24 protein-coding genes and 1 pseudogene are annotated in these 23000 nt (G+C 68.0%); 16 read left to right on the top strand and 9 right to left on the bottom strand.

Going from position 1 to position 23000, the window contains the following annotated elements:
* Positions 1-485 (bottom strand): annotated as a pseudogene (locus tag AC1DYD_RS27850) (hypothetical protein); the annotation flags it as partial.
* A gap of 104 nt (positions 486-589) precedes the next feature.
* Here AC1DYD_RS27850 and trxC point away from each other — a divergent pair.
* From trxC to AC1DYD_RS27835, 3 genes are all read left to right on the top strand, one after another.
* The gene (trxC, locus tag AC1DYD_RS27845; protein ID WP_478175992.1) at positions 590-1027 is read left to right on the top strand and encodes a thioredoxin TrxC; all 438 of its coding nucleotides are present in this window, start codon (positions 590-592) and stop codon (positions 1025-1027) included.
* A 112-nt stretch (positions 1028-1139) separates the two neighbouring features.
* Positions 1140-1697 (top strand): hypothetical protein, encoded by a 558-nt coding sequence (locus AC1DYD_RS27840; RefSeq protein ID WP_478175991.1) that lies wholly within the window; start codon positions 1140-1142, stop codon positions 1695-1697.
* Between the two features lie 62 nt (positions 1698-1759).
* Positions 1760-2530: a PAS domain-containing transcriptional regulator gene (locus tag AC1DYD_RS27835; RefSeq protein ID WP_478175990.1), complete on the top strand. Its 771-nt coding sequence runs from the start codon at positions 1760-1762 to the stop codon at positions 2528-2530.
* A gap of 60 nt (positions 2531-2590) precedes the next feature.
* Here AC1DYD_RS27835 and AC1DYD_RS27830 read toward each other — a convergent pair whose 3' ends face one another.
* Complete coding sequence (locus AC1DYD_RS27830) at positions 2591-3142, bottom strand: OmpA/MotB family protein (protein ID WP_478175989.1); 552 nt, start codon at positions 3140-3142, stop codon at positions 2591-2593.
* A gap of 73 nt (positions 3143-3215) precedes the next feature.
* Entirely contained in the window at positions 3216-3443 is a 228-nt protein-coding gene (locus AC1DYD_RS27825; RefSeq protein ID WP_478175988.1) for a hypothetical protein, read from the bottom strand.
* Positions 3444-3833: 390 nt separating this feature from the next.
* On the opposite strand from AC1DYD_RS27825, the gene AC1DYD_RS27820 reads away from it, so the two are divergent.
* The 7 genes from AC1DYD_RS27820 (at position 3834) to AC1DYD_RS27790 (ending at position 10458) form a co-directional block, all read left to right on the top strand.
* A complete protein-coding gene (locus AC1DYD_RS27820) occupies positions 3834-5639 on the top strand; it encodes a sensor histidine kinase (RefSeq protein WP_478175987.1) in 1806 nt (601 codons plus the stop codon).
* Positions 5636-6253, top strand: a complete 618-nt coding sequence (locus AC1DYD_RS27815; RefSeq protein WP_478175986.1) for a response regulator transcription factor — start codon at positions 5636-5638, stop codon at positions 6251-6253. The genes AC1DYD_RS27820 and AC1DYD_RS27815 overlap by 4 nt, the downstream gene beginning before the upstream one ends.
* Before the next feature lie 180 nt (positions 6254-6433).
* Positions 6434-6820 carry a response regulator transcription factor gene (locus AC1DYD_RS27810; protein WP_478175985.1) on the top strand — a complete coding sequence of 129 codons (387 nt, stop codon included), beginning with the start codon at positions 6434-6436 and terminating at the stop codon, positions 6818-6820.
* A gap of 43 nt (positions 6821-6863) precedes the next feature.
* Complete coding sequence (locus AC1DYD_RS27805) at positions 6864-9341, top strand: arylsulfatase (protein ID WP_478175984.1); 2478 nt, start codon at positions 6864-6866, stop codon at positions 9339-9341.
* A 14-nt stretch (positions 9342-9355) separates the two neighbouring features.
* Positions 9356-9640: a hypothetical protein gene (locus tag AC1DYD_RS27800; protein ID WP_478175983.1), complete on the top strand. Its 285-nt coding sequence runs from the start codon at positions 9356-9358 to the stop codon at positions 9638-9640.
* Positions 9641-9660: 20 nt separating this feature from the next.
* Complete coding sequence (locus tag AC1DYD_RS27795) at positions 9661-9984, top strand: hypothetical protein (protein ID WP_478175982.1); 324 nt, start codon at positions 9661-9663, stop codon at positions 9982-9984.
* A 30-nt stretch (positions 9985-10014) separates the two neighbouring features.
* Complete coding sequence (locus AC1DYD_RS27790) at positions 10015-10458, top strand: hypothetical protein (protein ID WP_478175981.1); 444 nt, start codon at positions 10015-10017, stop codon at positions 10456-10458.
* 170 nt (positions 10459-10628) lie between these two features.
* Here AC1DYD_RS27790 and AC1DYD_RS27785 read toward each other — a convergent pair whose 3' ends face one another.
* The 6 genes from AC1DYD_RS27785 to cutA all read right to left on the bottom strand — a co-directional run bounded on the left by AC1DYD_RS27785 (position 10629) and on the right by cutA (position 16017).
* Positions 10629-11423: a DUF3313 domain-containing protein gene (locus AC1DYD_RS27785; RefSeq protein ID WP_478175980.1), complete on the bottom strand. Its 795-nt coding sequence runs from the start codon at positions 11421-11423 to the stop codon at positions 10629-10631.
* Between the two features lie 28 nt (positions 11424-11451).
* Positions 11452-12036 carry a hypothetical protein gene (locus tag AC1DYD_RS27780; RefSeq protein WP_478175979.1) on the bottom strand — a complete coding sequence of 195 codons (585 nt, stop codon included), beginning with the start codon at positions 12034-12036 and terminating at the stop codon, positions 11452-11454.
* A gap of 12 nt (positions 12037-12048) precedes the next feature.
* Complete coding sequence (locus AC1DYD_RS27775) at positions 12049-12894, bottom strand: DUF2092 domain-containing protein (protein ID WP_478175978.1); 846 nt, start codon at positions 12892-12894, stop codon at positions 12049-12051.
* A gap of 308 nt (positions 12895-13202) precedes the next feature.
* On the bottom strand, positions 13203-13814 hold the full coding sequence (locus tag AC1DYD_RS27770; protein WP_478175977.1) for a response regulator transcription factor: 612 nt from the start codon (positions 13812-13814) through the stop codon (positions 13203-13205).
* Between the two features lie 4 nt (positions 13815-13818).
* Positions 13819-15669 carry a sensor histidine kinase gene (locus AC1DYD_RS27765; protein WP_478175976.1) on the bottom strand — a complete coding sequence of 617 codons (1851 nt, stop codon included), beginning with the start codon at positions 15667-15669 and terminating at the stop codon, positions 13819-13821.
* Between the two features lie 3 nt (positions 15670-15672).
* Positions 15673-16017 carry a divalent-cation tolerance protein CutA gene (cutA, locus tag AC1DYD_RS27760; protein WP_478175975.1) on the bottom strand — a complete coding sequence of 115 codons (345 nt, stop codon included), beginning with the start codon at positions 16015-16017 and terminating at the stop codon, positions 15673-15675.
* Between the two features lie 359 nt (positions 16018-16376).
* Here cutA and AC1DYD_RS27755 point away from each other — a divergent pair, with 359 nt between their 5' ends.
* The 6 genes from AC1DYD_RS27755 (at position 16377) to AC1DYD_RS27730 (ending at position 22999) form a co-directional block, all read left to right on the top strand.
* Positions 16377-17240, top strand: a complete 864-nt coding sequence (locus AC1DYD_RS27755; protein WP_478175974.1) for an FAD binding domain-containing protein — start codon at positions 16377-16379, stop codon at positions 17238-17240.
* 19 nt (positions 17241-17259) lie between these two features.
* Entirely contained in the window at positions 17260-17751 is a 492-nt protein-coding gene (locus AC1DYD_RS27750) for a (2Fe-2S)-binding protein (protein WP_478175973.1), read from the top strand.
* A 67-nt stretch (positions 17752-17818) separates the two neighbouring features.
* Positions 17819-20233, top strand: a complete 2415-nt coding sequence (locus tag AC1DYD_RS27745) for an aerobic carbon-monoxide dehydrogenase large subunit (RefSeq protein WP_478175972.1) — start codon at positions 17819-17821, stop codon at positions 20231-20233.
* A 24-nt stretch (positions 20234-20257) separates the two neighbouring features.
* Positions 20258-20911, top strand: coding sequence for an SRPBCC family protein (locus AC1DYD_RS27740; protein WP_478175971.1), 654 nt, complete (start codon positions 20258-20260; stop codon positions 20909-20911).
* Between the two features lie 7 nt (positions 20912-20918).
* Entirely contained in the window at positions 20919-21836 is a 918-nt protein-coding gene (locus tag AC1DYD_RS27735) for an AAA family ATPase (protein ID WP_478175970.1), read from the top strand.
* Positions 21833-22999 (top strand): VWA domain-containing protein, encoded by a 1167-nt coding sequence (locus AC1DYD_RS27730; RefSeq protein ID WP_478175969.1) that lies wholly within the window; start codon positions 21833-21835, stop codon positions 22997-22999. The genes AC1DYD_RS27735 and AC1DYD_RS27730 overlap by 4 nt, the downstream gene beginning before the upstream one ends.
* Position 23000: the final 1 nt, after the last annotated feature.

Here is a 23000-nt window from a genome sequence, read left to right as displayed (position 1 = left end):
GGCTTCGGCGCCGGTGCGGGCGCCACGGCCGCCGCCGCGGGGCCGCAGCGATCGAGCTGCAGCAGCTCGCGCTTGGTGTCGGCCGACCAGTCGACGCCGACGATCCGCGAGAAGACCTGGCCGCCCGCGAAGGACTCGCCCTCGTCGCAGCGGAAGCGCACCGGGTCGGCCGGCCGCACCGCGAAGTCGTCGCCGGCGCCCTTGACCTTGGACACGCGCGCGCTGAGGTCCTTGCCGACCAGCGCCTTCTCGAGCTTGTCCTCGTCGCCGCGGGCGCCGCGCACCAGCTTCACGACCTGGTCGTAGCTGGTCTTGCCGGTGCTCGGCACTTCGGGCTTGAGCGGGGCGGGGGCGGCGGCGACCGGCTCGGGCGCCGGGGCGGCAGCGCCGGGCTGGCCCTGGTTCCTGGACGGGCCGGCGCAACCTGCGAGCACGCAGAGGGCTGCCGCGATGGCGAGTGCGGTCGAAGGGATTCTCAAGATCACGAAATAGGACTCCTGTAACAAAGTGTTCATTATTTCAGGATCTTGCATCTCCCGAATCGCGCCCCCAGTTGCCGTGGACCCGAACGCCCGCCGATGGAGACCCCATGACCGACACCCTTCACATCGTCTGCCCGCATTGCCACACCACGAACCGGGTGCAGGCCGCGCAACTCGGCAGTGCGCCCGACTGCGGGAATTGCCATCGGCCGTTGTTCACCGGCCACTCCACGGCACTGGACGAAGCCGCCTTCGACCGCCACGTGGCGCGCAACGAGATCCCGGTGCTGGTCGATTTCTGGGCGCCCTGGTGCGGCCCCTGCCGCCAGATGGCGCCGGGCTTCGAGCAGGCGGCGGCCCGGCTCGAACCCCGGGTGCGCCTCGCGAAGGTCGACACCGAGGCGGTTCCCGCCCTCGGCGCACGCTTCAACATTCGCAGCATCCCCACGCTGGCGCTGTTCAGGGGCGGGCGCGAGGTGGCCCGCCAAGCCGGGGCGATGGGCGCGGCGGACATCGTCCGCTGGGCCGAGGCGCACACGCGCTGAGTGCCTCGCCTGCCGCCGGACCCGCGTGCCGCAGGCGACAGATCGGGAATGCCATGCCTTGCAGGCCATCCGGCGCCAAGTACAGTGTGCGCTGGGCCACGCGTTTCAATTCATGACCTTCCAGAGTTTGCACCTGACCGGCCCGCAGGGCTGCCCCTATGTGCTGGGTGAGCCCATCGAGGTCTATGACGGTTCCTCCCTCATCGGACGGGTCCAGTCCGTGACGTTGAGCCCGGGTGGCGACGAGCTGCGGGTCGAGAACTTCCTCACCACCGATTTCGCCGATTTCCGAGCCAAGGCGCTGCCGAAACTGGTCCTCGCGGAGGTGGTGAGCTTCATCGCCGAGCGCTACCCGTCGATCCATGCCATCGGCATCGAGCTGAGCCGCGACATCGAGGGCTTCGAAGGCCGCGAGGCGACGCTGGCCAGCGTCCGTGCCGAGATCCTGCAGAGCATCGGCACGGACAACGTTCGAATCGCTCCCAAGCCGCATGCCGGCCAGGCCGGCCACTTCGCGGTGACCGGCGTCTGGCACTACCACGCGGCCAGTGTTGCTGCGCTCGCCGAGGTGCTCCAGGCCCAGCGCGCCGCTTTCCGCGCGCGGCGGGATTCGCCGTCCAGGGCGGCGCCCAGGCCGACCCTGCGCCAGTTGCTGCGCAAGGACCGCTGAGCGGCGGGCCAAAACAATGCTCCAATCGCGTCAAGGCGGATCACACGCCGCTGGAGACACCGATGCCCGTGCGCAGTCCGCTGTATCTGTTGGAACGCTTCGACCCGGGCGTGGTCCAGTTGGACCGCGAGCTCCGGGTGATGGCCATGAACAGCCTGGCCCGGCGCCTGCTGCCGGTCGAGGACAAGCAGCCCTTCGAGAAGATGGTGCTGTCGTTCCACCCCGAGCGCTCGGTGGCCAAGGTGAAGTTCCTGCTCGACCAGGCCGAGTGCCCGGTCAGCAACCCGCCGCCCATGACCATGATCATCAACATTCCGGAGCGGGTGCTGCTGATCAAGGTGACCAAGCTGTCCGATCTGCGCGGCGACACCACCGGCTACACCTTGATCTTCTACGACATCACCGAACTGGTGAGCGGCGAGGAGCCCGCGCCGCCGATGACGCCGTCCAGCCTGTCGGCCGAGAAGCCCGCGCCGGCCAAGCGGCAGCTGCACAAGATCCCGACCATCTCGCAGAACCGGATCGTGCTGGTCGACGTCGAGACCGTGACCTACATCCGCTCGGAAGGCCACTACACCTGGGTCAGCACCGCACAGGGCTCCAGCTTCTGCAACCTCAACATCAGCGACCTGGCGGAGCGGCTCGACGGCGCCTCGTTCTTCCGCATCCATCGCAGCTACCTCGCGAACCTCGACTTCGCCGAGCAGATCCTGCGCGAGGAGGGCCGGGTCAGCCTGAAGCTGCGCGGCGAGACGACGCCGCTGCCGGTGGCGCGCACCAGCGTGGCGCGCTTGCTCGAGCAACTCGGGATCAGCGAGGTCCACCCGCTGTGAAGGCGATCCGCACGGCGCCGCGCAGCGTGTTCCGCGAGAGTCGCCGTGCCCGCGCAGCTGCTAGGGCCGGTTGGCCGCCGTGATGACGATCTCGACGCGGCGGTTCTTCGCCTTGCCCTGCGGCGTGTCGTTGCTCGCCACCGGTCGTGCGTCGCCGTAGCCTTGCGCCGAGATCGAGTTCTGCGGCACGCCCTTCGAGGTGAGGAAGCGCGCGACGTTGTCCGCCCGCGCCGACGAGAGTTCGAGGTTGGACGGGAACCGCGCCTTCAGTGCCGGACCGATCGGCTCGTTGTCGGTGAAGCCCTGGACGATGATCTGCTGGCCGGGCAGGTTTGAAAGCGTCGGCGCGATCTTGCCCAGCGTCTGTTCACCCTTGGGGCTGAGCGCCCAGCCGCCTTCGGGGAAGAGCACCTCGTTCACCATGGTCACCTTGAGCTGATTCTGCAACTGCGTGATCTGTGCCTGGTCGCTGCTCAACTGGCCCGAGAGCTGCTTGTCGAGCGCCGCGTAGGTATCGGCCTTCTGCACTTCGGTGTTGTAGGTCTGCTTGCTGACGCAACCCGCTGCCACCACCGCGGCGCACAGCACCAGAATGAACTTGGTTGACTTCATGTTTTTCTCCACTGTGGTTGAACAAGCAGGTCGTGATCCTCGCGGTCGGCTGGCGCGTCCTTGCGCCCGGCAGCTAGTACCTGCGAACCGCTGCGCCGTTCGGCCCGGCGCAACCCGCGCGATAGACGCCCTTGGCGCATGTGACCTGCGCCGGCGGCGGCTTCTTGACCACTGCCGCACCGTTGGGGCCGGCGCAGCCGGCGCGATAGACGCCCTGTGCGCAGGTGACCGCCCAGGACGATGACGGAACAAGACCGAAAACGCCCAACGCGGCTGTTGCGGCAAGTATGTAACGCTTCATGACGATCTCCTTGGGTTGTGCCGATGGCGCAACGCGCACCGCGCGGCATCTTCATCGCCATCTTCGTCCCATCGCGGCGATCTGAGAATGGGGGCGAAGGGCAAAGCGGTTGCCCGAAGGTGAAGCGGGCAGAAGGAGCCGCCGCACCGGCACACCGTCGAGCGCATGCGCAGGCGCAAGCTGATCAATGAATTGATACGGTGGACTTACAAGCGCGTTGCGCGGATCATCCGTCGAATCGCGTGCAATGTGGTCGAAACGATGGGCATTCAGACAGATACGCCGTCAAGGGACGATCCTTGCGGAGGATTCCCGACCGCAGCCATTCGAGGCGGACGGCGGCATGGGTGGGTCATTGCAATCCTCTGCGCGCTGATCACCCCGACGGCCATGTCTGCCGACGCGACGAATGTGCTGGTGCTCTATTCCAATGGCCGCCTCGTGCCCGCCAACGTCGACGTCGAGCGCGGATTGAAAAGTGAAATCGTGGATTCCGCCGACCGTCCGGTGGAGATCTTCAGCGAGTTTCTCGACTATCCCGAGTTCGTCGGCGAAGACTACGAAAGCACCGTCGCGACGTACTTGCGGGACAAGTACGCCAGGCGGCCGCCGCACCTCGTCGTGGCCGTTGCAGGGCAATCGCTCGACTTCATGCTGCGCCGTCGCGCGCAACTTTTCCCGGGTGTCCCGATCGTCCACACGGCCGCGTTCAAGGCGTACCCGAATCCGTTCCCGACGCTCCCCGCCGACGTCGTCGGCGTTCCGGTCGAGTACGACCCCGCCGGCACGGTCGAGCAGGCGCTGCACTGGCATCCGAAGGCGCACCACCTGCTCGTCGTGACCGGCGCGACGCCGCGCGACCGCGAATGGGAAGCGCTGCTGCGCGACACCCTCGCGCGCTTCGAAGGCCGGGTGGCCATCGAATTCCTGGCTGGACAGCCGACCGACAAGCTGCTCGAGCGTCTGCGTGGTCTGGATCGCGACTGGATCGTCTTCACCCCCGGCTTCTACCAGGGCAGTGATGTCCTCAAGTACACCCCGCGCGAATCCGTCCAGATGGTGGCCAAGGCGGCCAAGGCCCCGGTCTACGGAACGTTCAGCAGCTTCGTCGGCACCGGCGCGGTCGGTGGCCGGGTCCCGAGCTTCGAGGCCGCCGGCCAGCAGGCGGGGCAGATCGTCAACAAGCTGCTCGACGGCGCCTTGCCCGCGTCGCTGGATCTGCCCAAGGCCATGCCCAACGAGTTGAACGTCGACCTGCGCCAGACCCGCCGCTGGGGGATCGCCGACAGCGACATCCCGGCCGGCGCCGTGCTGCAGTTCAGGCAGCCCACGTTCTGGGAGGCGTACCGGACGGTGGCCATCATCGGTGGTACCGTGATCCTGCTTCAGGCCGGGCTCATCGCTTCCCTCTTGCTCGAGCACCACCGTCGCCGCAAGGCCGAGATGGCGCTGGTGCAGCGCGGGGGCGAACTGGCCCACGCCTCGCGCCTGGCGATCGCCGGGGAACTGACGGCTTCGATCGCCCACGAGATCAACCAGCCGCTGGCGGCGATCCTGACCAACGCCGAGGCCGCCGAGATGATCCTCCAGGCCGATGTCGACCGGCGCGAGGACCTGCGCATGATCCTCAGCGACATCCGGCGCGACGACCTGCGCGCCAGCGATGTCATTCGCCGCCTGCGCACGCTGCTGTCCAACAAGGCGATCGAGCGCCAGGCTTTCGAGCTCGCCGACATCGTCAGCGATGCGTGCGACATCCTCCAGGCAGAAGCGCGGCGCAGAGAGCTGACCCTGGTCGTGCGAAACGCAGCGACGCCCGGCCGGGTCTTCGGTGATCCGGTCCAGATCCAGCAAGTGCTCATCAATCTCGTGCTCAATGCGATGGACGCTGTCGCCAACCTGCCCTCGGACCGGCGCACGATCGTCGTGTCGGTCGTGCCTGAGGCCGGCGGGCTCGCCGTGACCGTGCGCGATCGAGGCCGGGGCATTGCGACCGAACACGTCCCGAAGCTCTTCGATTCCTTCTTCAGCACCAAGCGTCGGGGCATGGGGCTCGGCTTGTCGATCGCGCGGACCATCGTCGAAGCGCACGCAGGTCGCATCCGGGTGGAGAGCGATCCCGGCCATGGCACCGTGTTCCACGTCTCGCTGCCCGTGCACGGCGAAAGCAGCGTTCCGAGCGCCGCCCTCGCATGAACTCCGCCCCGCTCATACACGTTGTCGATGACGACGAGTCGCTGCGCACCGCGCTGCTGCGCTTGCTCGACATGGCGGGCCTGGAGGGCCGCGGCTACGCCTCGGCGGGCGAGTTCCTGCTTCGTCCACCGCCCGATCGTCCGAGTTGCCTGCTGCTCGATGTCCGCCTGCCCGGCCCGTCGGGCCTGGACCTGCAGGGCGCGCTGCGGGACAACGGGGTCGCGTTGCCGATCGTCTTCCTGACGGGACATGCGGACGTGCCTTCCACCGTGCAGGCCATGAAGGGCGGGGCAGTGGATGTCCTCGAGAAGCCGATCCAGCGCGACGCCTTGCTGGCAGCGCTCGAGCGCGCGCTCGCTCGCGATGCGGCGCAACGGGCGGCCGGCGCCGAGGCCGCGCGGATTCGCGCCCTGTTCGCGACGCTCTCGGGCCGCGAACGGGAGGTCTTCGATCGCATCGTCGCGGGCAGGCTGAACAAGCAGATTGCCGACGAACTCGGCAGCAGCGAGCGCACGATCAAGACGCAACGCGCCCACTTGATGGTCAAGCTGGGCGTGGACTCGGCGGCCGAGCTCGGCGCCCTGGCCGAGAAGCTGAACCGCAGCGCGCCATAGGGACGGTCTTTCGGGCAACGGTTTTGCCCCTCGGCCGGATTTACGCGCCGATCCGGCCGCGGGATCATGGCCGCGTGACCCCAATTTGCGATCACTCGATGACAGCCTGAGCAGCGGCGGACACACAGCCGGGTCCGGGCCGGTCCACAGGCGCCATCAGAAGTCGCACGGAGATCCGTGATGGCGTTGAGCGCAGGCCGGGTGGTGGTTGTGGTGGAGGACGATGACAGCGTGCGGGAGGCGATTGGGCGCTTGCTCAAGGCCGCAGGCTTTCAAGCGGTCTCCTTCGGGTCGGCAGAAGCGTTGCTGGCGACCGGAGGCGTCGAGGGTGCGGTGTGCGTGGTCAGCGACTACAAGCTGCCAGCCATGTCGGGCCTCGAACTGGCGGCCGAACTGGCGGGACGCGGGGGCTGGCCCCCAGTCATCCTGATGACGGCGCACGACTCGCCGGAGCTGCGCGCGGAGGCGAAGCGCCGCGGCGTCTCGGGCTATCTGGTCAAGCCGTTTCAAGGGAGTTCGCTGCTGGCTTCGATAGGGCAGGTGGCAGGTGCGGCGGGTCCGCCTTGAGATTGGGCGTCTCATTGCGGCCGGAAAAAAAGGAACAAGTCAAATGCAGAAGGAAACACACAAGTCGCTCGCCGCGGCGAACGCCGTGGCGATGCTGGTTGCGGCCATGGTGGCCACCGGTCCGGCCCTCTCCCAGCAGGTGACCGGCGTGCCGGGCTCGCCGAGCGCCACGACCACGATCGAAGGCGGACAGATCCCGCCCCAGCCACCGAAGTTCGGCGGCGTGATCAAGGAAAGCGCCAAGGACTCGAAGACCTGGTGGCCGCCTCGCGTGGTGCCGCCCAAGGGCGCGCCCAATGTGCTGCTGATCATGACCGACGACCAGGGCTACGGGGTCAGCGGCACCTTCGGCGGCGTCGTGCCGACGCCGGCCCTGGACCGCGTCGCGAAGGCCGGCCTGCGCTACACGCAGTTCTGTTCCACCGCGCTGTGCTCGCCGACGCGGGCCGCATTGATCACCGGACGCAACCACCATTCGGCCGGCTTCGGCGTCATCACGGAGCTCTCGACCGGCTTCCCGGGCTACGACTCGATCATCACGCCGGACAAGGCGAGCATCGGCGCGGTCCTCAAGGGCAATGGCTACGCCACGTCCTGGTTCGGCAAGAACCACAACACGCCCGGGTTCCAGTACAGCGCGGCCGGGCCCTTCGATCAATGGCCCTCGGGCATGGGCTTCGACTACTTCTACGGCTTCATGGGCGGCGAGACCGACCAGTGGGAACCGTACCTGTTCCGCGATCACTCGCAGATCTTTCCCTGGGTCGGCAAGGAAGGCAGCTACAACCTCACCACCGACCTGGCGGACGAGGCGATCACCCATATCAAGAACCTCGATGCCGCATCGCCCGAACAGCCCTTCTTCGTCTACTACGTGCCCGGCGGAAGCCATTCGCCGCACCAGCCGACGAAGGAGTGGATCGACAAGTTCAAGGGCAAGTTCGACACGGGATGGAACGTCATGCGCGAACAGATCTTCGCCAACCAGAAGCGCCTGGGGGTCGTTCCGGCCGATGCCAAGCTGACCGACTGGCCCGACAGCCTGCCGAAGTGGGAGACCCTGTCGGCCGACGAGAAAAAGCTGTTCGCGCGCCAGGCCGAGGTGTTCGCGGCCTACACGGCGTACACCGACCACGAGATCGGCCGCGTGATCCAGCAGGTCCAGGACATGGGCAAGCTCGACAACACGCTGGTCATCTACATCAGCGGCGACAACGGCACCAGCCCCGAAGGCACCACGCTCGGCACGCCCAACCAGTACACGGCCTACAACGGCATCCTCGACGTGCCGGTCCAGGAGCAGCTCAGCTTCTACGACGCCTGGGGTTCGTCCGCCACCTATCCGCACATGGCGGTGGCCTGGTCGTGGGCCTTCGACACGCCGTTCAAGTGGACCAAGCAGGTGGCGTCGCACTTCGGCGGCACGCGCCAGGGCATGGCGATCTCGTGGCCCGCCCGCATCAAGGACGTGGGCGGGGTGCGCAACCAGTTCCACCACATCATCGACATCGTGCCCACGATTCTCGAAGCCGCCGGCATCAAGGCGCCGGACACGGTGAACGGCATCAAGCAGAGTCCGATCGAGGGCGTGAGCATGGCCTATACCTTCGACAAGGCCAACGCCACGGCGCCCTCGAAGCGCACGACCCAGTACTTCGAGCTGGTCTCCAACCGCGGTATCTACCACGAAGGCTGGTACGCAAACACGACGCCGCCGGTGGCGCCCTGGGTGCTCAACGCGCCGATGCCACCCGTGAGCGAGTACAAGTGGGAGCTGTACAACCTCGCCGAGGACTTCACGCAGTCGAACGACCTGGCCGCGAAGATGCCCGACAAGCTCAAGCAGATGCAGGCGATCTTCGACCAGGAAGCGGCCAGGTACCAGGTCCTGCCGCTCGACAACTCGCAGTTCGCCAGGGCCATCGCGCCGCGGCCGAGTGCGGTCGCGGGCAAGACCGTGTTCACCTACACCGGCGAGAACTGGGGCATTCCGCTCGGCAATGCGCCGAACATCCTGAACAAGTCGTTCACGATCACGGCCGAGGTCGATGTTCCGCAAGGCGGTGGCGACGGCATGCTCGTGACCCTGGGCGGGCGTTTTGGCGGCTATGGCTTGTACCTGCTCAAGGGCCAGCCGGTATTCACCTACAACATGCTGACGCTGCTGACGGCCCGGTGGGCCGGCGACCAGCCGCCGCTCACGGCCGGCAGGCACACCATCGTGTTCGACTTCAAGTACGACGGTCCCGGTGTCGCGAAGGGCGGGACGGGCGTGCTGTCGGTGGACGGCAAGGCGACCCGCACGCTGTCGGTGCCGAAGACGGTGCCGTTCCTGATGCCGGCCGACGAGACCTTCGACGTCGGCGTCGACACCCGAACGGGCGTGAACGACCTCGACTACAAGGTGCCGTTCCGCTTCAACGGAAAGATCGACCGGCTGACCTTCAACCTCGGACCGTCGCAGCTCGCGGCGGCGGATGAGAAGAAGGTCCAGGAAGCGCTTGCCAAGGCCAAGGACTGAAGGGAGCGTGCGACATGAGACGAATCGCTGTATCGATCTTCGTTTGCGGCCTGGTCGGCGCCGGCATCGCAAGCGCGCAGCAGAACATGCTGCTGGACTACGCGGCCAGCCAGATGATCCAGAAGTTCCAGGCCGCGAGCTGCGAGCAGTTGAAGGCGCAGAAGGCCGCGCCGCAGACCGACAAGGAGAAAGAGGCCAAGGAGTTCCTGCAGAACGACGCCCAGGCCCGGGCCGCCTTTGTCAGCAAGGTGGCGGCTCCGGTGCTCAACAAGATGTTCGTGTGCGGAATGATTCCGTGAGCGCAGGCGAGGAGCAGGTCATGAACAAGTCAAGCAGGTCGATCTCGATCGTCATCGCCGTGGCGATGGTGGTCGTCGCGGGTGGCTGGCCGGGGCGCGGCAACGCCTCGGAACTGGCCGCGGCCGAGGGCAAGGTCCTGGACCTTGCCGCGGCCGAGGTGATCAAGAAGTTCGAGCGTGCAAGCTGCGAGCAGCTCAAGGCGCGTCAGGAGGAGCCGCCCACCATGGCCAAGAAAGCGGCCATCGCGCTGCTTCGCAAGCATGACAACGCCCGCGTCGCCTTCATCGACAGGATCGCCGCGCCCGTACTCAACAAAATGATCGAGTGCGGGATGGCGCCGTAGCAGCCACGCCGATGCAAGAGGGGCACATCCATGGCAGATGCAAAGAGCACTCTCGAACTGGTAGCGACAACGGTTCAGGTTCTGGCTGTCGTCGCCGGCGTCGTGATCAGCGTCCTGAGCTTCAACTCGACAAGGCTCAGGGAGGCTGCGGCTCGCGAGGCTGAAGCCATGAAGCCGCTGGCTGAGCTTCGCAGGACGATCTACCTCGAGACCGTGAAGACGGCGGCGCTTCTGGCGACGCCTGGCGACCATGCCGCCGCAGAAACCGACCGGGCGAAGCGGCGCTTTCGAGAGCTTTATGTCGCGGAACTCAGCATGGTGGAGGCGCCGGGCGTCGAGAATTCGATGATCGCCTTCGCCAAGACAGTCGACCCAACGCTCCTCACGCTGACGCCGTCGCAAGCGGCTGCCTACGAGCTCGCGCATGCGCTGCGGGAATCGTATGTTGAACGAACGTCTGGAACTCTCCGCTGAAGTTCCCGAATCTTCTCCGGGTCGTCAGCGTCGTCGGGCCGTTGGCGCCTCGCGCCAAGATGCGCGCTGCCAACTGCAGCGCCTTCTCGACGCTGAGCGAGCCCGACACTGCTGTCACGTCCCGGTCATCTCGACTTGTGGGATCGCCAGGCGCGTCGGGTCCGACGCAGTCATTGCGGCGACTGGGCCCGCAGCTCGGCGAAGCGCTGGGCGAAGGCCGACGACCACTTGTTGAAGGCGTCCTGCGCGTAGCTCCAGCTGGTGAAGGAGCTGACGTAGCCGTTCATCCAGGCTTCTGCCGCGGTGGTGGCGTTCTTGTTGAGGTCGGCCGCGTACTTGAGTCCGATCTGGGTGTCCGCACATTCGCCCAGCACGGCTCCCGTGGCGCCGTCGCGGAACTGGGCCTCGAGGCCGGTCTTGCCCAGGTAGGGCGTCGAGCCGACCGGGCGCCCCGTGGCCGCACCCGAGCCCATCTCGGCGACGAAGCCGTAGGGCACCGCGGTGCCGGCCATGCTGGCCAGCGTGTTGGTCGGCACCAGAGACGTCAGCGCCAGCCTGACGCGCAGCACGCCGGGGCCGGGGGCGTTGACCAACTGCACTTCGGGCGACAGGTTCTTGACCAGCGCGCTGTGGAAGTAGTCGAGCAGGGTCTTGAGGTCGGTCGGGTCGATCGGGCTCTGCGCGCTGGCCGGCGTGACGTAGACCTGGATGCGCTCGATCATCACCTTGTCGTAGATGTTCCAGTGGATGCCGGGCTGCCGCCAGCAGAGGAAGCCGCCGTTGGCGGCCTGGACCTTCAGCCGGCCGGGCTCCGTCAGGAAGCCGACATTGGAGACCTTGGCCCTGTCGTCGGACGCGGTGATGCCGGCGTTGCCCGAGCCGGGCGCGGCGCAGCCGCTGGCGAGAAGCGCAAGCGCCGCGGCCAGGCCGCCGGCGAGCGATGTTCGGAAGAAGCGGGATGTCATCGAGTCCTTGCATGCCGGCGGTGCACGCTCACGGTGCGCCTACCACGGTGTAGTAGACGCCGTTGGCGCCGTAGAAGGGCCGGAACCAGCTGTCCCCGACCTGGTAGTAGTCGACGCCGTAGCGGTTGACCATGACCGCGCCCGCGGGCACCCGGGCGTAGCTGACGCCCATGGGGTAGACCGCGTGGTTGGCGCTGGCAATCGCCGCGCCTGCCGCCACCCCGACCACCGCGCCCGCGGCCACCGCGCCGGCGCAGTCGTAGCAGCCCGCGTGGTAGTAGGGAACCGCCACCGGCGCGTGGTAGGGCGCGTAGCCCGCGGCGCCGTAGGCCGGCGGATGGTAGGTGCTGTAGCCGCCTGCCGTCGTGTGGACGGCGCCGTAGCCGGCCACGCCGGTGGTCGTGCCGCCGTACATGTTGGTGTGGCTGGTGGCGCCGTCCCAGCTGTGCTCGGTGCTTCCGCCCCAGCGGTTGGTGTGCTCGGCGCCGCCCCAGCCGCCCGAGGAGTGGCCGCCGAAGCGGTTGGCGCTGGCCCAGGCGGCCGCCGGCGCGTGGAAGCCGGCCGTCATCAGCAAGCCTGCCAGCACAGGAAGAAGTGTCTTGAGGGGGGTCATCGTCGGTGCTCCTTACTGCGCCTTGGCCGCGGGCTTGGCCGCCTTCTTCGCGGCCGCCGGCGGCTTCGGCGCGGCGAAGGCGATCTTCTTCGCGTTGGCCGCATTGACCGCCGCGAAGGCCTCGGCCGCGATCACCGGGTCCAGCTTCCAGTTCGAGAGCTCGACCTGGTGGCGCAACTGGAGCGGGTCGCCGCGGAACACCGCACGCATCTTGCGAGGCAGCTTGTCGTCGGCGCCGATCCAGATCTGCATGAACATCTGGTCGCTGGCAATGGCGACCATCTCGGTGGTGGTGCCGCCGACGACTTTCGACTGGCCGATATAGAAGGCCTTGGTGAGGCCCTCGGTGAGCGTCTTGAAGGGGTCGCTGCCGACGATGTCGGCAAAGGGGAAGTAGATCGCGGCATTGTCGAAGGCCTGCTTGAGCATGGCGTCGATGGTGGGCGGGGCTGGCGCGACGGCCACAAGGTTCTCGGCCGGCGCGAAGGCGCTGAGGGTCTTGCCGTCGTAGTAGTACTCCGCGGGCGGTCCGTCACCCAAGGTGACGACGCGCAGCCTGTCGGGGCGCTGCAGAAGCACCTCGGAGGAGGTCGCATAGGCCAGCGACGGCCCGACGCTGCTCGGGCTCTCGTAGGTGGCGACGGCCGTGAAGGCCATCGACTTCGAGGCCGTCAGGCTGGCGCTCATGGCGCGCAGCAGGTCGATGGCCTTGGCCTCGAGCTGGGGCCCACGCGTTGCGGCCGCCTTGCTCGGGGCCTTGGCGCCGGGGCTCGGTGAAGGCTGGGCCTGTGCACCGGCGCCGAGCGCAAGCGCCGCCGCGAGCAGCCAGGGACCGGCGAAGAATCGGGCTCGAATCATGTAGGGCCTCCTCGTTCAGGCAACGCTTTTACTCGATCGGATGGCCCCTGGGAAGGGGCCGCCGCAGTGCTCGATCAAGATCTGCCTGTGACCTTAGGCGGGGTCGGCCGCGGCGGAAATCGTGGCGCGCACGCAGTCTGGAGCCGTGCGCCCACGCAAGGCGCTAGGTGCTGCCACGTAATCCCTCGATGTCACTTGACATCCGGACAGGCACGGCGTAAGGCTGCGCGCAGCTGGCGCACGCCGACCGGTCGCTCCTGAAAATCGGTGGCATCCAGCCGGGCGATATCGACGACCGCGTCCGCGCCTCAGTCGGCGGGGCGGTCGAAATTGAGGCGCAGCAGCTCGTTGATCGAACCGACGCCCAGCTTCTCGAGCAGGCGGCTGCGATGCTGCTCGACCGTGCGGTGGCTGATGTCCAGCTCCTTGGCGATCAGCTTGCTCGGCAGCCCCTTCAGCGCCAGGTTCATGACTTCGTGTTCACGCGTACTCAGGGACTCGACCCGTTTCGCCAGCGGGTGTCGCGCGTCGCCCGAGGGCGCCCGCGGTGTTGCGTTGCGCCGCAGCGCTTCGTCGATCGCATCGAGCAGCTGCTGCTCGCGGTAGGGCTTCTGCACGAAGTCCACCGCACCGTCCTTGACGGCCTTGACCGCCATGGCGATGTCGCCATGACCGCTGATGAACACGATGGGAATGCGCGCGCCCATGGCGTTGAGGCGCTCCTGAAGCGCCAGCCCGCTCATGCGCGCCATGCGCACGTCGAGCACCAGGCAGCCGGGGCGCGCGGGGTCGAAGGCCTCGAGGAAATCCAGCGCCGAACAGAAGGTCTCGGTCGTCAGGCCGACCGAGCTCACCAGTTCCTGAACCGAATCGCGGTAGGCCTCGTCGTCGTCGATGATGAATACGGTGGGTTCGGACATGGCGTCAGTCTGTGGATGAGGTGACGGGAAGCGTGAAGCGGAACAAGGCGCCGCCGCCGGGATTGTGCGCCGCCCACAGCGTTCCGCCGTGCGCCTCGATCAGCTTGCGGCAGATCGCGAGGCCGACGCCAAGTCCGCTCGACTTGGTCGAGTAGAAAGACTCGAAGATGCGTTCGAGCTCGCCTTCGGCGATGCCGGCGCCGCTGTCCGCGACCTCCACCTGCACCTCGTCGCGCGCGTTGAGTGCGATCGCGATGCGGATCTCCCTCGCGCTGCCGGCGCCCGGCAGTTCGATCGCCTCCATTGCGTTTCGCAGCAGGTTCAATGCCACTTGCTGAAGGTGGATCTCGTCGACCGTCACTACCGGCAGTCCGGCGGACGAGGTCGACCGGATGCGGATATCGCGCAGCTCGCAGTCCATCTTGACCATGCCGATGCACTCGGCGATCGCGCGCTCGATGTCGATCGGCCGAGGGTCCAGCTCGTGGCGTTGCGCCATGCTGCGCATCCGCGTGACCACGTCGCCGGCCCGCGTCGCCTGGCCGATGACCTTGTCGAGCAGGTCGAGCACCCGCGCCAGATCTGGCGTCGGCTCGCCGGCACGGCGGCGAGCGGCGAGCGCGTAGTTCTCGATCGCACCGAGCGGCTGGGTGATCTCGTGGGCCAGCGCGACCGACATCTCGCCGGCGGTGTGCACTCGCACCAGATGCGCCAGGCGCTCGCGCCAGTGCGCCGCCTCGACCTCCGCGGCCAACTTGCGTCGCTCGGCCGCCTCGCGCGCGTGCAGGCTGCCGAACACCTCGGCCAGCAGCCTGACGCCCGGTGTCAATGCGTCGGGCCATTCGTGCTCGCGCCGGAGGCTGGAGATCGACAGGGCGCCGGCGCTTCGTCCGGACACGGCGATCGGAACCACCAGCAGCGAGCGGATGCCCGCGGCTTTCAGGGCCTCGCCGTCGCGCGTCGCGGACCACGTCAGTTCGGAGACGCGTGTGACGCGCACCACATGCCCGGCGGCAATGCGGGCGCTGACCCAGGGCAGGGCAATCGACGTGTCCGAATCGATCGTGGCCGCGAAGCCGTCCGTATTCCAGCAGCGCGTGGCGCCAAAGCGCGCTTCCTCCTCGCCCAGCTTCTCCCAGAGCGCGACCCGATCGGCCCCCACGAACTCGCCGATCTGCTGCAGCCCGAGCGCGATGGCCCGGCTCTCGTCGCCCGGCTTCGCCAGCACGAGGGAGGCCAGGATGGCGCTCGCGAGCCGTTCGAAGCCGATCGCGATGTCCAGTTCTTCCTGCGTCTGCTTGCGGGCCAGCGCGCTGCCGAAGATCTGGGTCAAGAGCCGCATCCGTGCAAGCAGGCTGTCCGGCCAACTGCGCTCGGCGCGAACGCAGCTGAAGCTCAGCGAGCCGTGCAGCTCCCCGGCCACGACGATGGGCATCGTGACGTGCGACTTGAGCCCGATGCGGCGAAAGGCCTCCTTGTCGACGTTCGCCTCCGGTGGCAGGTCGTCGAGGCGCTCGAACATCGACGGCAGGTTGCGCCGCGACCTGGACATGATCCAGGGGTGCAGCGAGCGTGCCGGCAGCGCCTTGGGCACCGGTTCGACGTCCTCGACCGCGAACGAATGCGTGACTTCGATCCATCCGGTCAACGGAAAGACCCGGTTGAGCGTGCATCGGTCGATCTGCAGGGCAGCCACGATGCGCTCGAGGCTGTTCTCGATGGCACGATCGATATCCTGCGACGGCAAGTCGATGAAGGCGGCCGACAGCTCGGACAGCAGGCGCTCGAAATGCAGCAGCTCGAGCACCGAGACGGGGGCGGGCCCGGTGCCGAGTGGGATGACTTCATGCTTCATGGCCTATGCGCTCACCACGTTCGCCGCCACCCAGTCCGCATAGGGCCGATGCACGTCCGCCAGTGTCTCGGCGTGGATGTCCGGCACCTCGTAGGGATGGCACTGCGCAATGGCGGTCATCAGCGCGGGCGTCAGCAGCACCGTGGTCTTGAACAGCACACGGACTTCGGCCTCGCGCTGCAGTTCGCCCTGCCAGCGATAGACGCTGTCGATCGGCGTGAGCTGCGCGCAAGCGGCAAGGCGGCGCTCGACCATGGCGGTGGCGAGCGCGCCCGCCTGCTCGGCGGTGGCGACAGTGGTGGTGACGGCTGCGATCACCTTGCATTCCGGCGAATGACGCTCGCTCATGGTGGGTTCCCTCCGGCGGACAGCATCACGACCAGTTCGGCGGTCGTGACGATCGCATGCGCGTAGGTGGGTGGTGCGTTCATGGATGACTCCTCGGGGTGTCCGGATTGTGCTGCGCGCACGGTTCGTTGGCGACCCACGCGATCGTTCCGGGACAGGAACGTGAGCACCTCGCCGTCGCCGGGCCGGACCGGGCCAGATCATCAGGGAAAACCCGAGCTGGCGATCCGGCGCTCGCCGTTCATGCAACGAACGCCGCCATTCGTGCGTGCGATGCGGTCGTTCGTGCGTCGGAGCCCGCGGTCGAAACCCGGTCGCCTTAACTTCTGTCGGCGACCCCACGACAGGAGACAAGAACGATGATCCCATCCGGATTCGACTACCACGCGCCCCGCTCGGTCGGCGATGCGATCGCGCTGCTCGGGCAGTACGGCGTCGACGCCAAGCTGCTGGCCGGTGGCCACAGCCTGCTGCCGATGATGAAGCTGCGCTTCGCGCAGCCGGCGCACCTGATCGATCTGAACCGCATCGAGAGTCTGCGCGGCATCCGCGAGGAGGGCGGGACGATCGTGATCGGTGCGATGACGGTCGAGAACGACTTGATCCGCTCGGCGTTGCTGCAGCAGAAGCTGCCGCTGCTGCCCGAGGCCGCGAAGCAGATCGCCGACCCGCAGGTGCGCAACCGCGGCACCATCGGCGGCGACATCGCGCATGGCGACCCGGGCAACGACCACCCCGCGCTGTCGATGGCGCTGGATGCCGTGTTCGTGCTCGAAGGGCCGAAGGGCACGCGCGAGGTGAAGGCTGACGGCTTCTTCCAAGGCACCTACATGACCGACATGGCCGAGGACGAGGTGATGACCGCGATCCGCATGCCGGCCTTCGCGCCCGGCACCGGCTACGCCTACCAGAAGCTCAAGCGCAAGACCGGCGACTGGGCCACCGCCGCCGCGGCGGTGGTGCTGCGCATCGACGGCGGCAAGGTGAGCCACATCCGCATTGCGCTGACCAACCTGGCGCCGACGGCCCTGCGCGCCGCCGACGCCGAAGCCGCGCTGCTCGGCAAGCCGCTGACCGAGGCCGCGATCGCCGATGCCGCCGCCCGCGCGATGGCGGTCTGCGATCCCGCCGAGGACCTGCGCGGCGACCGCGACTACAAGATCGCGATGGCCGGCCAGATGGTGCAGCGGGCGCTGCGGCTGGCGCTGTCGCGCTGCAAATAAGTACAACAAGGAGCGACCCATGGGCAAGCAGATCATCAGTCTCACCATCAACGGCCAGCGCGTGGAGAAGGCGGTCGAGCCGCGCACGCTGCTGATCCACTTCCTGCGCGAGGAATGCCGCCTGACCGGCGCGCACATCGGCTGCGAGACCAGCCACTGCGGCGCCTGCACCGTCGACCTCGACGGCCAATCGGTCAAGAGCTGCACCCACCTGGCGATCCAGTGCGATGGTTCCGAGGTACTGACCGTCGAGGGCCTGGCCAAGGGTCCGCTGCTGCACGCGGTGCAGGAAGGCTTCTACAAGGAGCACGGCCTGCAGTGCGGCTTCTGCACGCCCGGCATGCTGATGCGCAGCTACCGCTTCCTGCAGGAGAACCCGAATCCGACCGAAGAGGAGGTGCGTGCCGGCATCGGCGGCAACCTGTGCCGCTGCACCGGCTACCAGAACATCGTGAAGGCCGTCCTGTATGCGGCGGCCAAGCTGCAGCAAACTGAAGAGGTGGCCGCATGAGCACGCACGGCCGCCCGAAGGGCGAATTCCCCCTCGGGGGGACGGCGCGTAGCGCCAAGGGGGTCCAATGAACGCGCCGATCAATCCCGAGCTGCTCGAACGCGCGGCCGCGCTGCAGGGCATGGGCGACAGCCGCCTGCGCAAGGAAGACGCGCGCTTCATCCAGGGCAAGGGCAACTACGTCGACGACATCCAGATGGCCGGCATGCTGCACATGGACATCGTGCGTTCGCCGGTTGCCCATGCGCGCATCAAGAAGATCGACAAGACCGAGGCACTGAAGGTGCCCGGCGTGATCGCGGTGCTGACGGCCGAAGACCTGAAGCCGCTCAAGCTGCACTGGATGCCGACGCTGGCCGGCGACGTGCAGGCCGTGCTGGCCGACGAGAAAGTGCACTTCCAGATGCAGGAGGTCGCGGTCGTGATCGCCGAGGACCGCTACGCGGCGGCCGATGGCGTCGAGGCGGTGATCGTCGAGTACGACGAACTGCCGGTGGTGCTCGACCCCTACGCCGCGCTGGCGCCCGATGCGCCGGTGCTGCGCGAGGACCTGGCGGGCAAGACCGAGGGCGCGCATGGCAAGCGCGACCATCCGAACCACATCTTTACCTGGGAGGCGGGCGACAAGGCCGCGGCCGACGCCGCCTTCGACGCCGCGCCGGTGAAGGTGGCCGAGCGCATCTTCTACCCGCGCGTGCATCCGTGCCCGCTCGAGACCTGCGGCTGCGTGGCCTCCTTCGATCCGGTCCGCGGCGAACTCACGACCTGGATGACCTCGCAGGCGCCGCACGTGGTGCGCACCGTGGTGTCGCTGCTGTCGGGCATTCCGGAGTCGAAGGTGCGCATCGTCTCGCCCGACATCGGCGGCGGCTTCGGCAACAAGGTCGGGGTCTATCCGGGCTACGTCTGCGCCATCGTCGCCAGCATCGTGCTCGGCAAGCCGGTGAAGTGGATCGAGGACCGGATCGAGAACATCTCGAGCACCGCCTTCGCCCGCGACTACCACATGGACGGCGAGATCGCCGCCACGCAAGACGGCAAGATCCTCGGCCTGCGCGTCAACGTGCTCGCCGACCACGGCGCCTTCGACGCCTGCGCCGATCCGACCAAGTACCCGGCCGGCATGTTCCACATCTGCTCGGGCTCCTACGACATCCCGGCGGCCTGGTGCAGCGTGAAGGGCGTGTACACCAACAAGGCGCCCGGCGGCGTGGCCTACCGCTGCTCGTTCCGCGTGACCGAGGCGGTCTATGTCATCGAGCGGATGGTCGACATCCTGGCGCAGCAGCTCGGCATGGACAAGGCCGAGATCAGGGCCAAGAACTTCATCCGCAAGGAACAGTTCCCCTACACCTCGGCCTTCGGCTTCGAGTACGACTCGGGTGACTACCAGGCGGCGCTCGACAAGGTGCTGGCCGCCTGCGACTACCAGGGCCTGCGTGCCGAACAGGCGGCCAAGCGGGCCGATCCGGCCTGCCCGACTCTGATGGGCATCGGCCTGGTCGCCTTCACCGAAGTGGTCGGCGCCGGGCCCAGCAAGATGTGCGACATCCTCGGCGTCGGCATGTTCGACAGCTGCGAGATCCGCATCCACCCGACCGGCAGCGCGATCGCGCGCATGGGCACCATCTCGACCGGCCAGGCGCACGCGACCACCTACGCCCAGATCATCGCCACCGAACTCGGCATCCCCTCGGAGGTGATCCAAGTCGAGGAAGGCGACACCTCCACCGCGCCCTACGGTCTCGGCACCTATGGCTCGCGCTCGACGCCGGTGGGCGGCGCCGCGGTGGCGATGGCCTCGCGGAAGATCCATGCCAAGGCGCGCAAGATCGCCGCCCACCTGCTCGAGGTCGGCGAGAACGACCTCGACTGGGAGATCGACCGCTTCAAGGTCAAGGGCGACGACGCGCGCTTCAAGTCGATGAAGGACATCGCCTGGGCGGCCTACCACCAGGCCCCGCCCGGGCTGGAGCCCGGCCTCGAGGCGGTGCACTACTACGACCCGCCGAACTTCACCTTCCCGTTCGGCGTCTACCTGTGCGTGGTCGACATCGACCGCGGCACCGGCGAGACCAAGGTGCGGCGCTTCTACGCGCTCGACGATTGCGGCACGCGCATCAACCCGATGATCATCGAGGGCCAGATCCATGGCGGGCTGACCGAAGGCTATGCGGTCGCGATGGGCCAGCAGATGCCTTTCGATGCCCAGGGCAACCTGCTGGGCAACACGCTGATGGACTACTTCCTGCCGACCGCGGTCGAGACGCCGAAGTGGGAGACCGACCACACCGTGACGCCGTCGCCGCACCACCCGCTGGGCGCCAAGGGGGTGGCCGAATCGCCGCACGTCGGGTCGATCCCGACCTTTACTTCGGCGGTGGTCGATGCCTTTGCGCACCTCGGCGTCAGGCACATGGTGATGCCGCACAGCGCCTACCGCGTCTGGCAGCAGCTCAAGCAAAGCGGCGTCGCGCTCTGAGGCGCCGCACCCGATCGCAGACCCATGGAAGTCAAGCTCGACAAACGCTATCCGCTCGACGTCGACGCCCGGCGCGCCTGGAGGCTGCTCGCCGATGTGCCGGCCACGGCCGGCTGCATGCCTGGCGCGGCCATCACCGAGAAGATCGACGACACGCACTACAAGGGCAGCGTCAAGGTCAAGGTCGGGCCGGCCAATGCGGCCTTCGCGGGCGACATCGAAGTGCTGGCGCTCGACGAGGTGCACCAGACGCTGCAGCTGCTGGGCAAGGGCTCGGACCGCGGCGGCTCGTCGGCGTCGATGAACCTCCGGGCCACGATCGAGGCCGGCGAGACGGCCGGCAGCTCGGTGCTGGTGGGCCATGCCGAGGTGATCGTCAACGGCAAGTTCGCGCAATTTGGCGGCCGGCTCATGGTGCAGGTGTCCGACATGCTGCTCGGCCAGTTCGTCGACAACTTCCGCGTGGCGGCGGCCGCCTTGCCGGTGCCGCAGGCGGCCGCCGTCGCGACGACCGAGGCCGCGCCCGAAGCCGTCGCCATGGCACCGGTCGAGCCGCCGGAGCCCTCGGCGGCCGCACCGGCGGCCGCGACGGTCAAGCCGAACGAGATCAATGCGCTCGCGATCTTCTGGCACCTGCTCAAGGGCTGGGTGGCCGGCCTGTTCGGCAAGCGCGCCTGAGCTTGCCATGACCGACGCCGAGCTGCGAGAGTCGCTCCACCGCGCCGGCTACATCGCCGACGAGAGCCTGGCGACCACGCTGTGGCTGGCCGGCGAGCTCGAGCGGCCGCTGCTGATCGAGGGCGACGCCGGTGTCGGCAAGACCGCGCTGGCCGGCGCGCTGGCCCGGGCCCGGGGACAGGCGCTGGTTCGGCTCCAGTGCCACGAAGGCCTCGACCTGTCGCAGGCCGCCTACGAGTGGAACTACGCCCGCCAGCTGCTGGCGATCCGCCTCGGCGAGACGCGGGCCGAGGGGCTCAAGGAGTCCGACCTGTTCGCGCGCGACTACCTGCTGGAGCGGCCGCTGCTGCAGGCCATCTCGAGCGAGCAGCCCTGCGTGCTGCTGATCGACGAGATCGATCGCGCCGACGAGGCCTTCGAGGCCTTCCTGCTGGAGGTGCTGGCCGACTACCAGATCACGGTGCCCGAGCTCGGCACGCTGCATGCCAGGCACATCCCGCAGGTGGTGCTGACCAGCAACGGCACGCGCGAACTGTCGGATGCGCTGCGCCGGCGCTGCCTGTACCACTACCTCGACTATCCGAGCCTGGCGCGCGAGATCGCGATCGTGCGCAACACGCTGCCGGAAGCCGAAGGCGCGCTGGTCGAGCAGGCGGTGGCCTTCGTGCAGCGGCTGCGGCGCGAAGACCTGGCCAAGAAGCCCGGCGTGGCCGAGACGCTGGACTGGGTGCGCGCCCTGCACCGCTTGACTTTCAAGGCGCTGCCCGAGGATCCGCACGCGCTCGCGGCCACGCTGGCCTGCCTGCTGAAAACGCGCGAGGACCGCTTCCAGTTCGGCGAGGACCGCATGCGGCAGTTGATCGAAGGACGGCGCGCGGTCGGCGTCGCAGAGAAGGCGCCGCAATCGACGGCGGCGCCGACATGAACACCGTGGCGAGCCCGCTCGAGAGCATCGCCGGCTTCGCCGCGCTGCTGCGCGACCACGGCATGAAGGTCGGCATTTCCGAGCAGCAGGCCTTCGTGCAGGCGGCGCTGCGCCTGCCGCTCGCGCGGGCGGCGCGACTCGATCCGGCCTGGCGCGCGATCGCCTGCCACGACGCCAACGACTGGCGTCGCTGGCCCGAGCTGTTCGACAGCTACTGGTATCCGCAGCGCGCCAGGGGCCGCGCCAAGGTCGGCGGCCAGACGCGGCCGAGCCGAAGCCTGCAGCAGGTGGTGCAGAGCCTGCACGAGCACATGGACGGCGCTTCGCCTTCGGCCCGGCCCGGCGCGGCCGACACCGCGCTCGACGCGCCGCCCGTCGTCGACGACCACGCTGCGCTGCAGCGGGCGCAAGGCGGGGCCAGCCGCACCGACGCGCTGCACGACCGCTCGTTGTCGCAATGGCTGCCGCAAGACCTGACGCAGCTGCAGAGCCTGGCCGAGCGGATCGCGCGGCGGCTGCGCAAGCGCTTGACGCGGCGCTGGCACGACGATGCGCGGGGGCGTCGTCTCGACGTTCGGCGCACGCTGCGCGCCAGCCTTCGAACCGGCGGACTGCCGATCCATCCCGCATGGCGCGCCGCGCGGCGGGAATGGCCGCGGCTCTTCATCCTGGTGGACGTCAGCCGGTCGATGGAAACCCATGCCCAGCTTTTCCTGCGCATCGCGCGCGCCTTCGTCGCCGCCATGAACGCACGGGTGTTCGTGTTCCACACCCGGCTGGCCGAGGTCACGCCGCTGCTGCGCAGCGATTCGGCCGCGGTGCAGGAGAAGATCAATGCCGTGACGGCCGGCTTCGGCGGCGGCACCCGCATCGCCACCAGCGTGGCGGACTTCCACGCGGTGCATGCGCGCGCACAGCTGCAGCGCAACGCGCGCGTCTGGGTGCTGTCCGATGGCTTCGATGCCGATCCGCCGGAACGGCTGGCGCAGGAACTGGCGCGCGTGCGAGCCCGCGGTGCACGGGTGCACTGGTTTTATCCGTCCGAGGCGCCGCCGGCATCGCAGTCGATGCAGGCGGTGATCGGGAAACGCGAACTTGTGGACGGTTTTTCGCGTCTCAACAGTCTGCGTGATCTTGCCGATCTCGCGAAGCACCTGCGTTGAA

Source organism: Variovorax sp. P4_B11 (genome assembly GCF_056402355.1).
This window is presented reverse-complemented; position numbering and strand designations above follow the sequence as displayed.

What these genes read in the sequence shown, in the direction of transcription:
- AC1DYD_RS27785 (WP_478175980.1), bottom strand. Translation starts at nt 11,423, where the DNA reads ATGACATCCCGCTTCTTCCGAACATCGCTCGCCGGCGGCCTGGCCGCG.
- AC1DYD_RS27825 (WP_478175988.1), bottom strand. Translation starts at nt 3,443, where the DNA reads ATGAAGCGTTACATACTTGCCGCAACAGCCGCGTTGGGCGTTTTCGGT.
- AC1DYD_RS27815 (WP_478175986.1), top strand. Translation starts at nt 5,636, where the DNA reads ATGAACTCCGCCCCGCTCATACACGTTGTCGATGACGACGAGTCGCTG.
- AC1DYD_RS27810 (WP_478175985.1), top strand. Translation starts at nt 6,434, where the DNA reads ATGGCGTTGAGCGCAGGCCGGGTGGTGGTTGTGGTGGAGGACGATGAC.
- AC1DYD_RS27820 (WP_478175987.1), top strand. Translation starts at nt 3,834, where the DNA reads ATGTCTGCCGACGCGACGAATGTGCTGGTGCTCTATTCCAATGGCCGC.
- AC1DYD_RS27835 (WP_478175990.1), top strand. Translation starts at nt 1,760, where the DNA reads ATGCCCGTGCGCAGTCCGCTGTATCTGTTGGAACGCTTCGACCCGGGC.
- AC1DYD_RS27730 (WP_478175969.1), top strand. Translation starts at nt 21,833, where the DNA reads ATGAACACCGTGGCGAGCCCGCTCGAGAGCATCGCCGGCTTCGCCGCG.
- AC1DYD_RS27830 (WP_478175989.1), bottom strand. Translation starts at nt 3,142, where the DNA reads ATGAAGTCAACCAAGTTCATTCTGGTGCTGTGCGCCGCGGTGGTGGCA.
- AC1DYD_RS27755 (WP_478175974.1), top strand. Translation starts at nt 16,377, where the DNA reads ATGATCCCATCCGGATTCGACTACCACGCGCCCCGCTCGGTCGGCGAT.
- trxC (WP_478175992.1), top strand. Translation starts at nt 590, where the DNA reads ATGACCGACACCCTTCACATCGTCTGCCCGCATTGCCACACCACGAAC.
- AC1DYD_RS27800 (WP_478175983.1), top strand. Translation starts at nt 9,356, where the DNA reads ATGAGACGAATCGCTGTATCGATCTTCGTTTGCGGCCTGGTCGGCGCC.
- AC1DYD_RS27745 (WP_478175972.1), top strand. Translation starts at nt 17,819, where the DNA reads ATGAACGCGCCGATCAATCCCGAGCTGCTCGAACGCGCGGCCGCGCTG.
- AC1DYD_RS27740 (WP_478175971.1), top strand. Translation starts at nt 20,258, where the DNA reads ATGGAAGTCAAGCTCGACAAACGCTATCCGCTCGACGTCGACGCCCGG.
- AC1DYD_RS27790 (WP_478175981.1), top strand. Translation starts at nt 10,015, where the DNA reads ATGGCAGATGCAAAGAGCACTCTCGAACTGGTAGCGACAACGGTTCAG.
- AC1DYD_RS27805 (WP_478175984.1), top strand. Translation starts at nt 6,864, where the DNA reads ATGCAGAAGGAAACACACAAGTCGCTCGCCGCGGCGAACGCCGTGGCG.
- AC1DYD_RS27775 (WP_478175978.1), bottom strand. Translation starts at nt 12,894, where the DNA reads ATGATTCGAGCCCGATTCTTCGCCGGTCCCTGGCTGCTCGCGGCGGCG.
- AC1DYD_RS27765 (WP_478175976.1), bottom strand. Translation starts at nt 15,669, where the DNA reads ATGAAGCATGAAGTCATCCCACTCGGCACCGGGCCCGCCCCCGTCTCG.
- AC1DYD_RS27795 (WP_478175982.1), top strand. Translation starts at nt 9,661, where the DNA reads ATGAACAAGTCAAGCAGGTCGATCTCGATCGTCATCGCCGTGGCGATG.
- AC1DYD_RS27735 (WP_478175970.1), top strand. Translation starts at nt 20,919, where the DNA reads ATGACCGACGCCGAGCTGCGAGAGTCGCTCCACCGCGCCGGCTACATC.
- AC1DYD_RS27770 (WP_478175977.1), bottom strand. Translation starts at nt 13,814, where the DNA reads ATGTCCGAACCCACCGTATTCATCATCGACGACGACGAGGCCTACCGC.
- cutA (WP_478175975.1), bottom strand. Translation starts at nt 16,017, where the DNA reads ATGAGCGAGCGTCATTCGCCGGAATGCAAGGTGATCGCAGCCGTCACC.
- AC1DYD_RS27750 (WP_478175973.1), top strand. Translation starts at nt 17,260, where the DNA reads ATGGGCAAGCAGATCATCAGTCTCACCATCAACGGCCAGCGCGTGGAG.
- AC1DYD_RS27840 (WP_478175991.1), top strand. Translation starts at nt 1,140, where the DNA reads ATGACCTTCCAGAGTTTGCACCTGACCGGCCCGCAGGGCTGCCCCTAT.
- AC1DYD_RS27780 (WP_478175979.1), bottom strand. Translation starts at nt 12,036, where the DNA reads ATGACCCCCCTCAAGACACTTCTTCCTGTGCTGGCAGGCTTGCTGATG.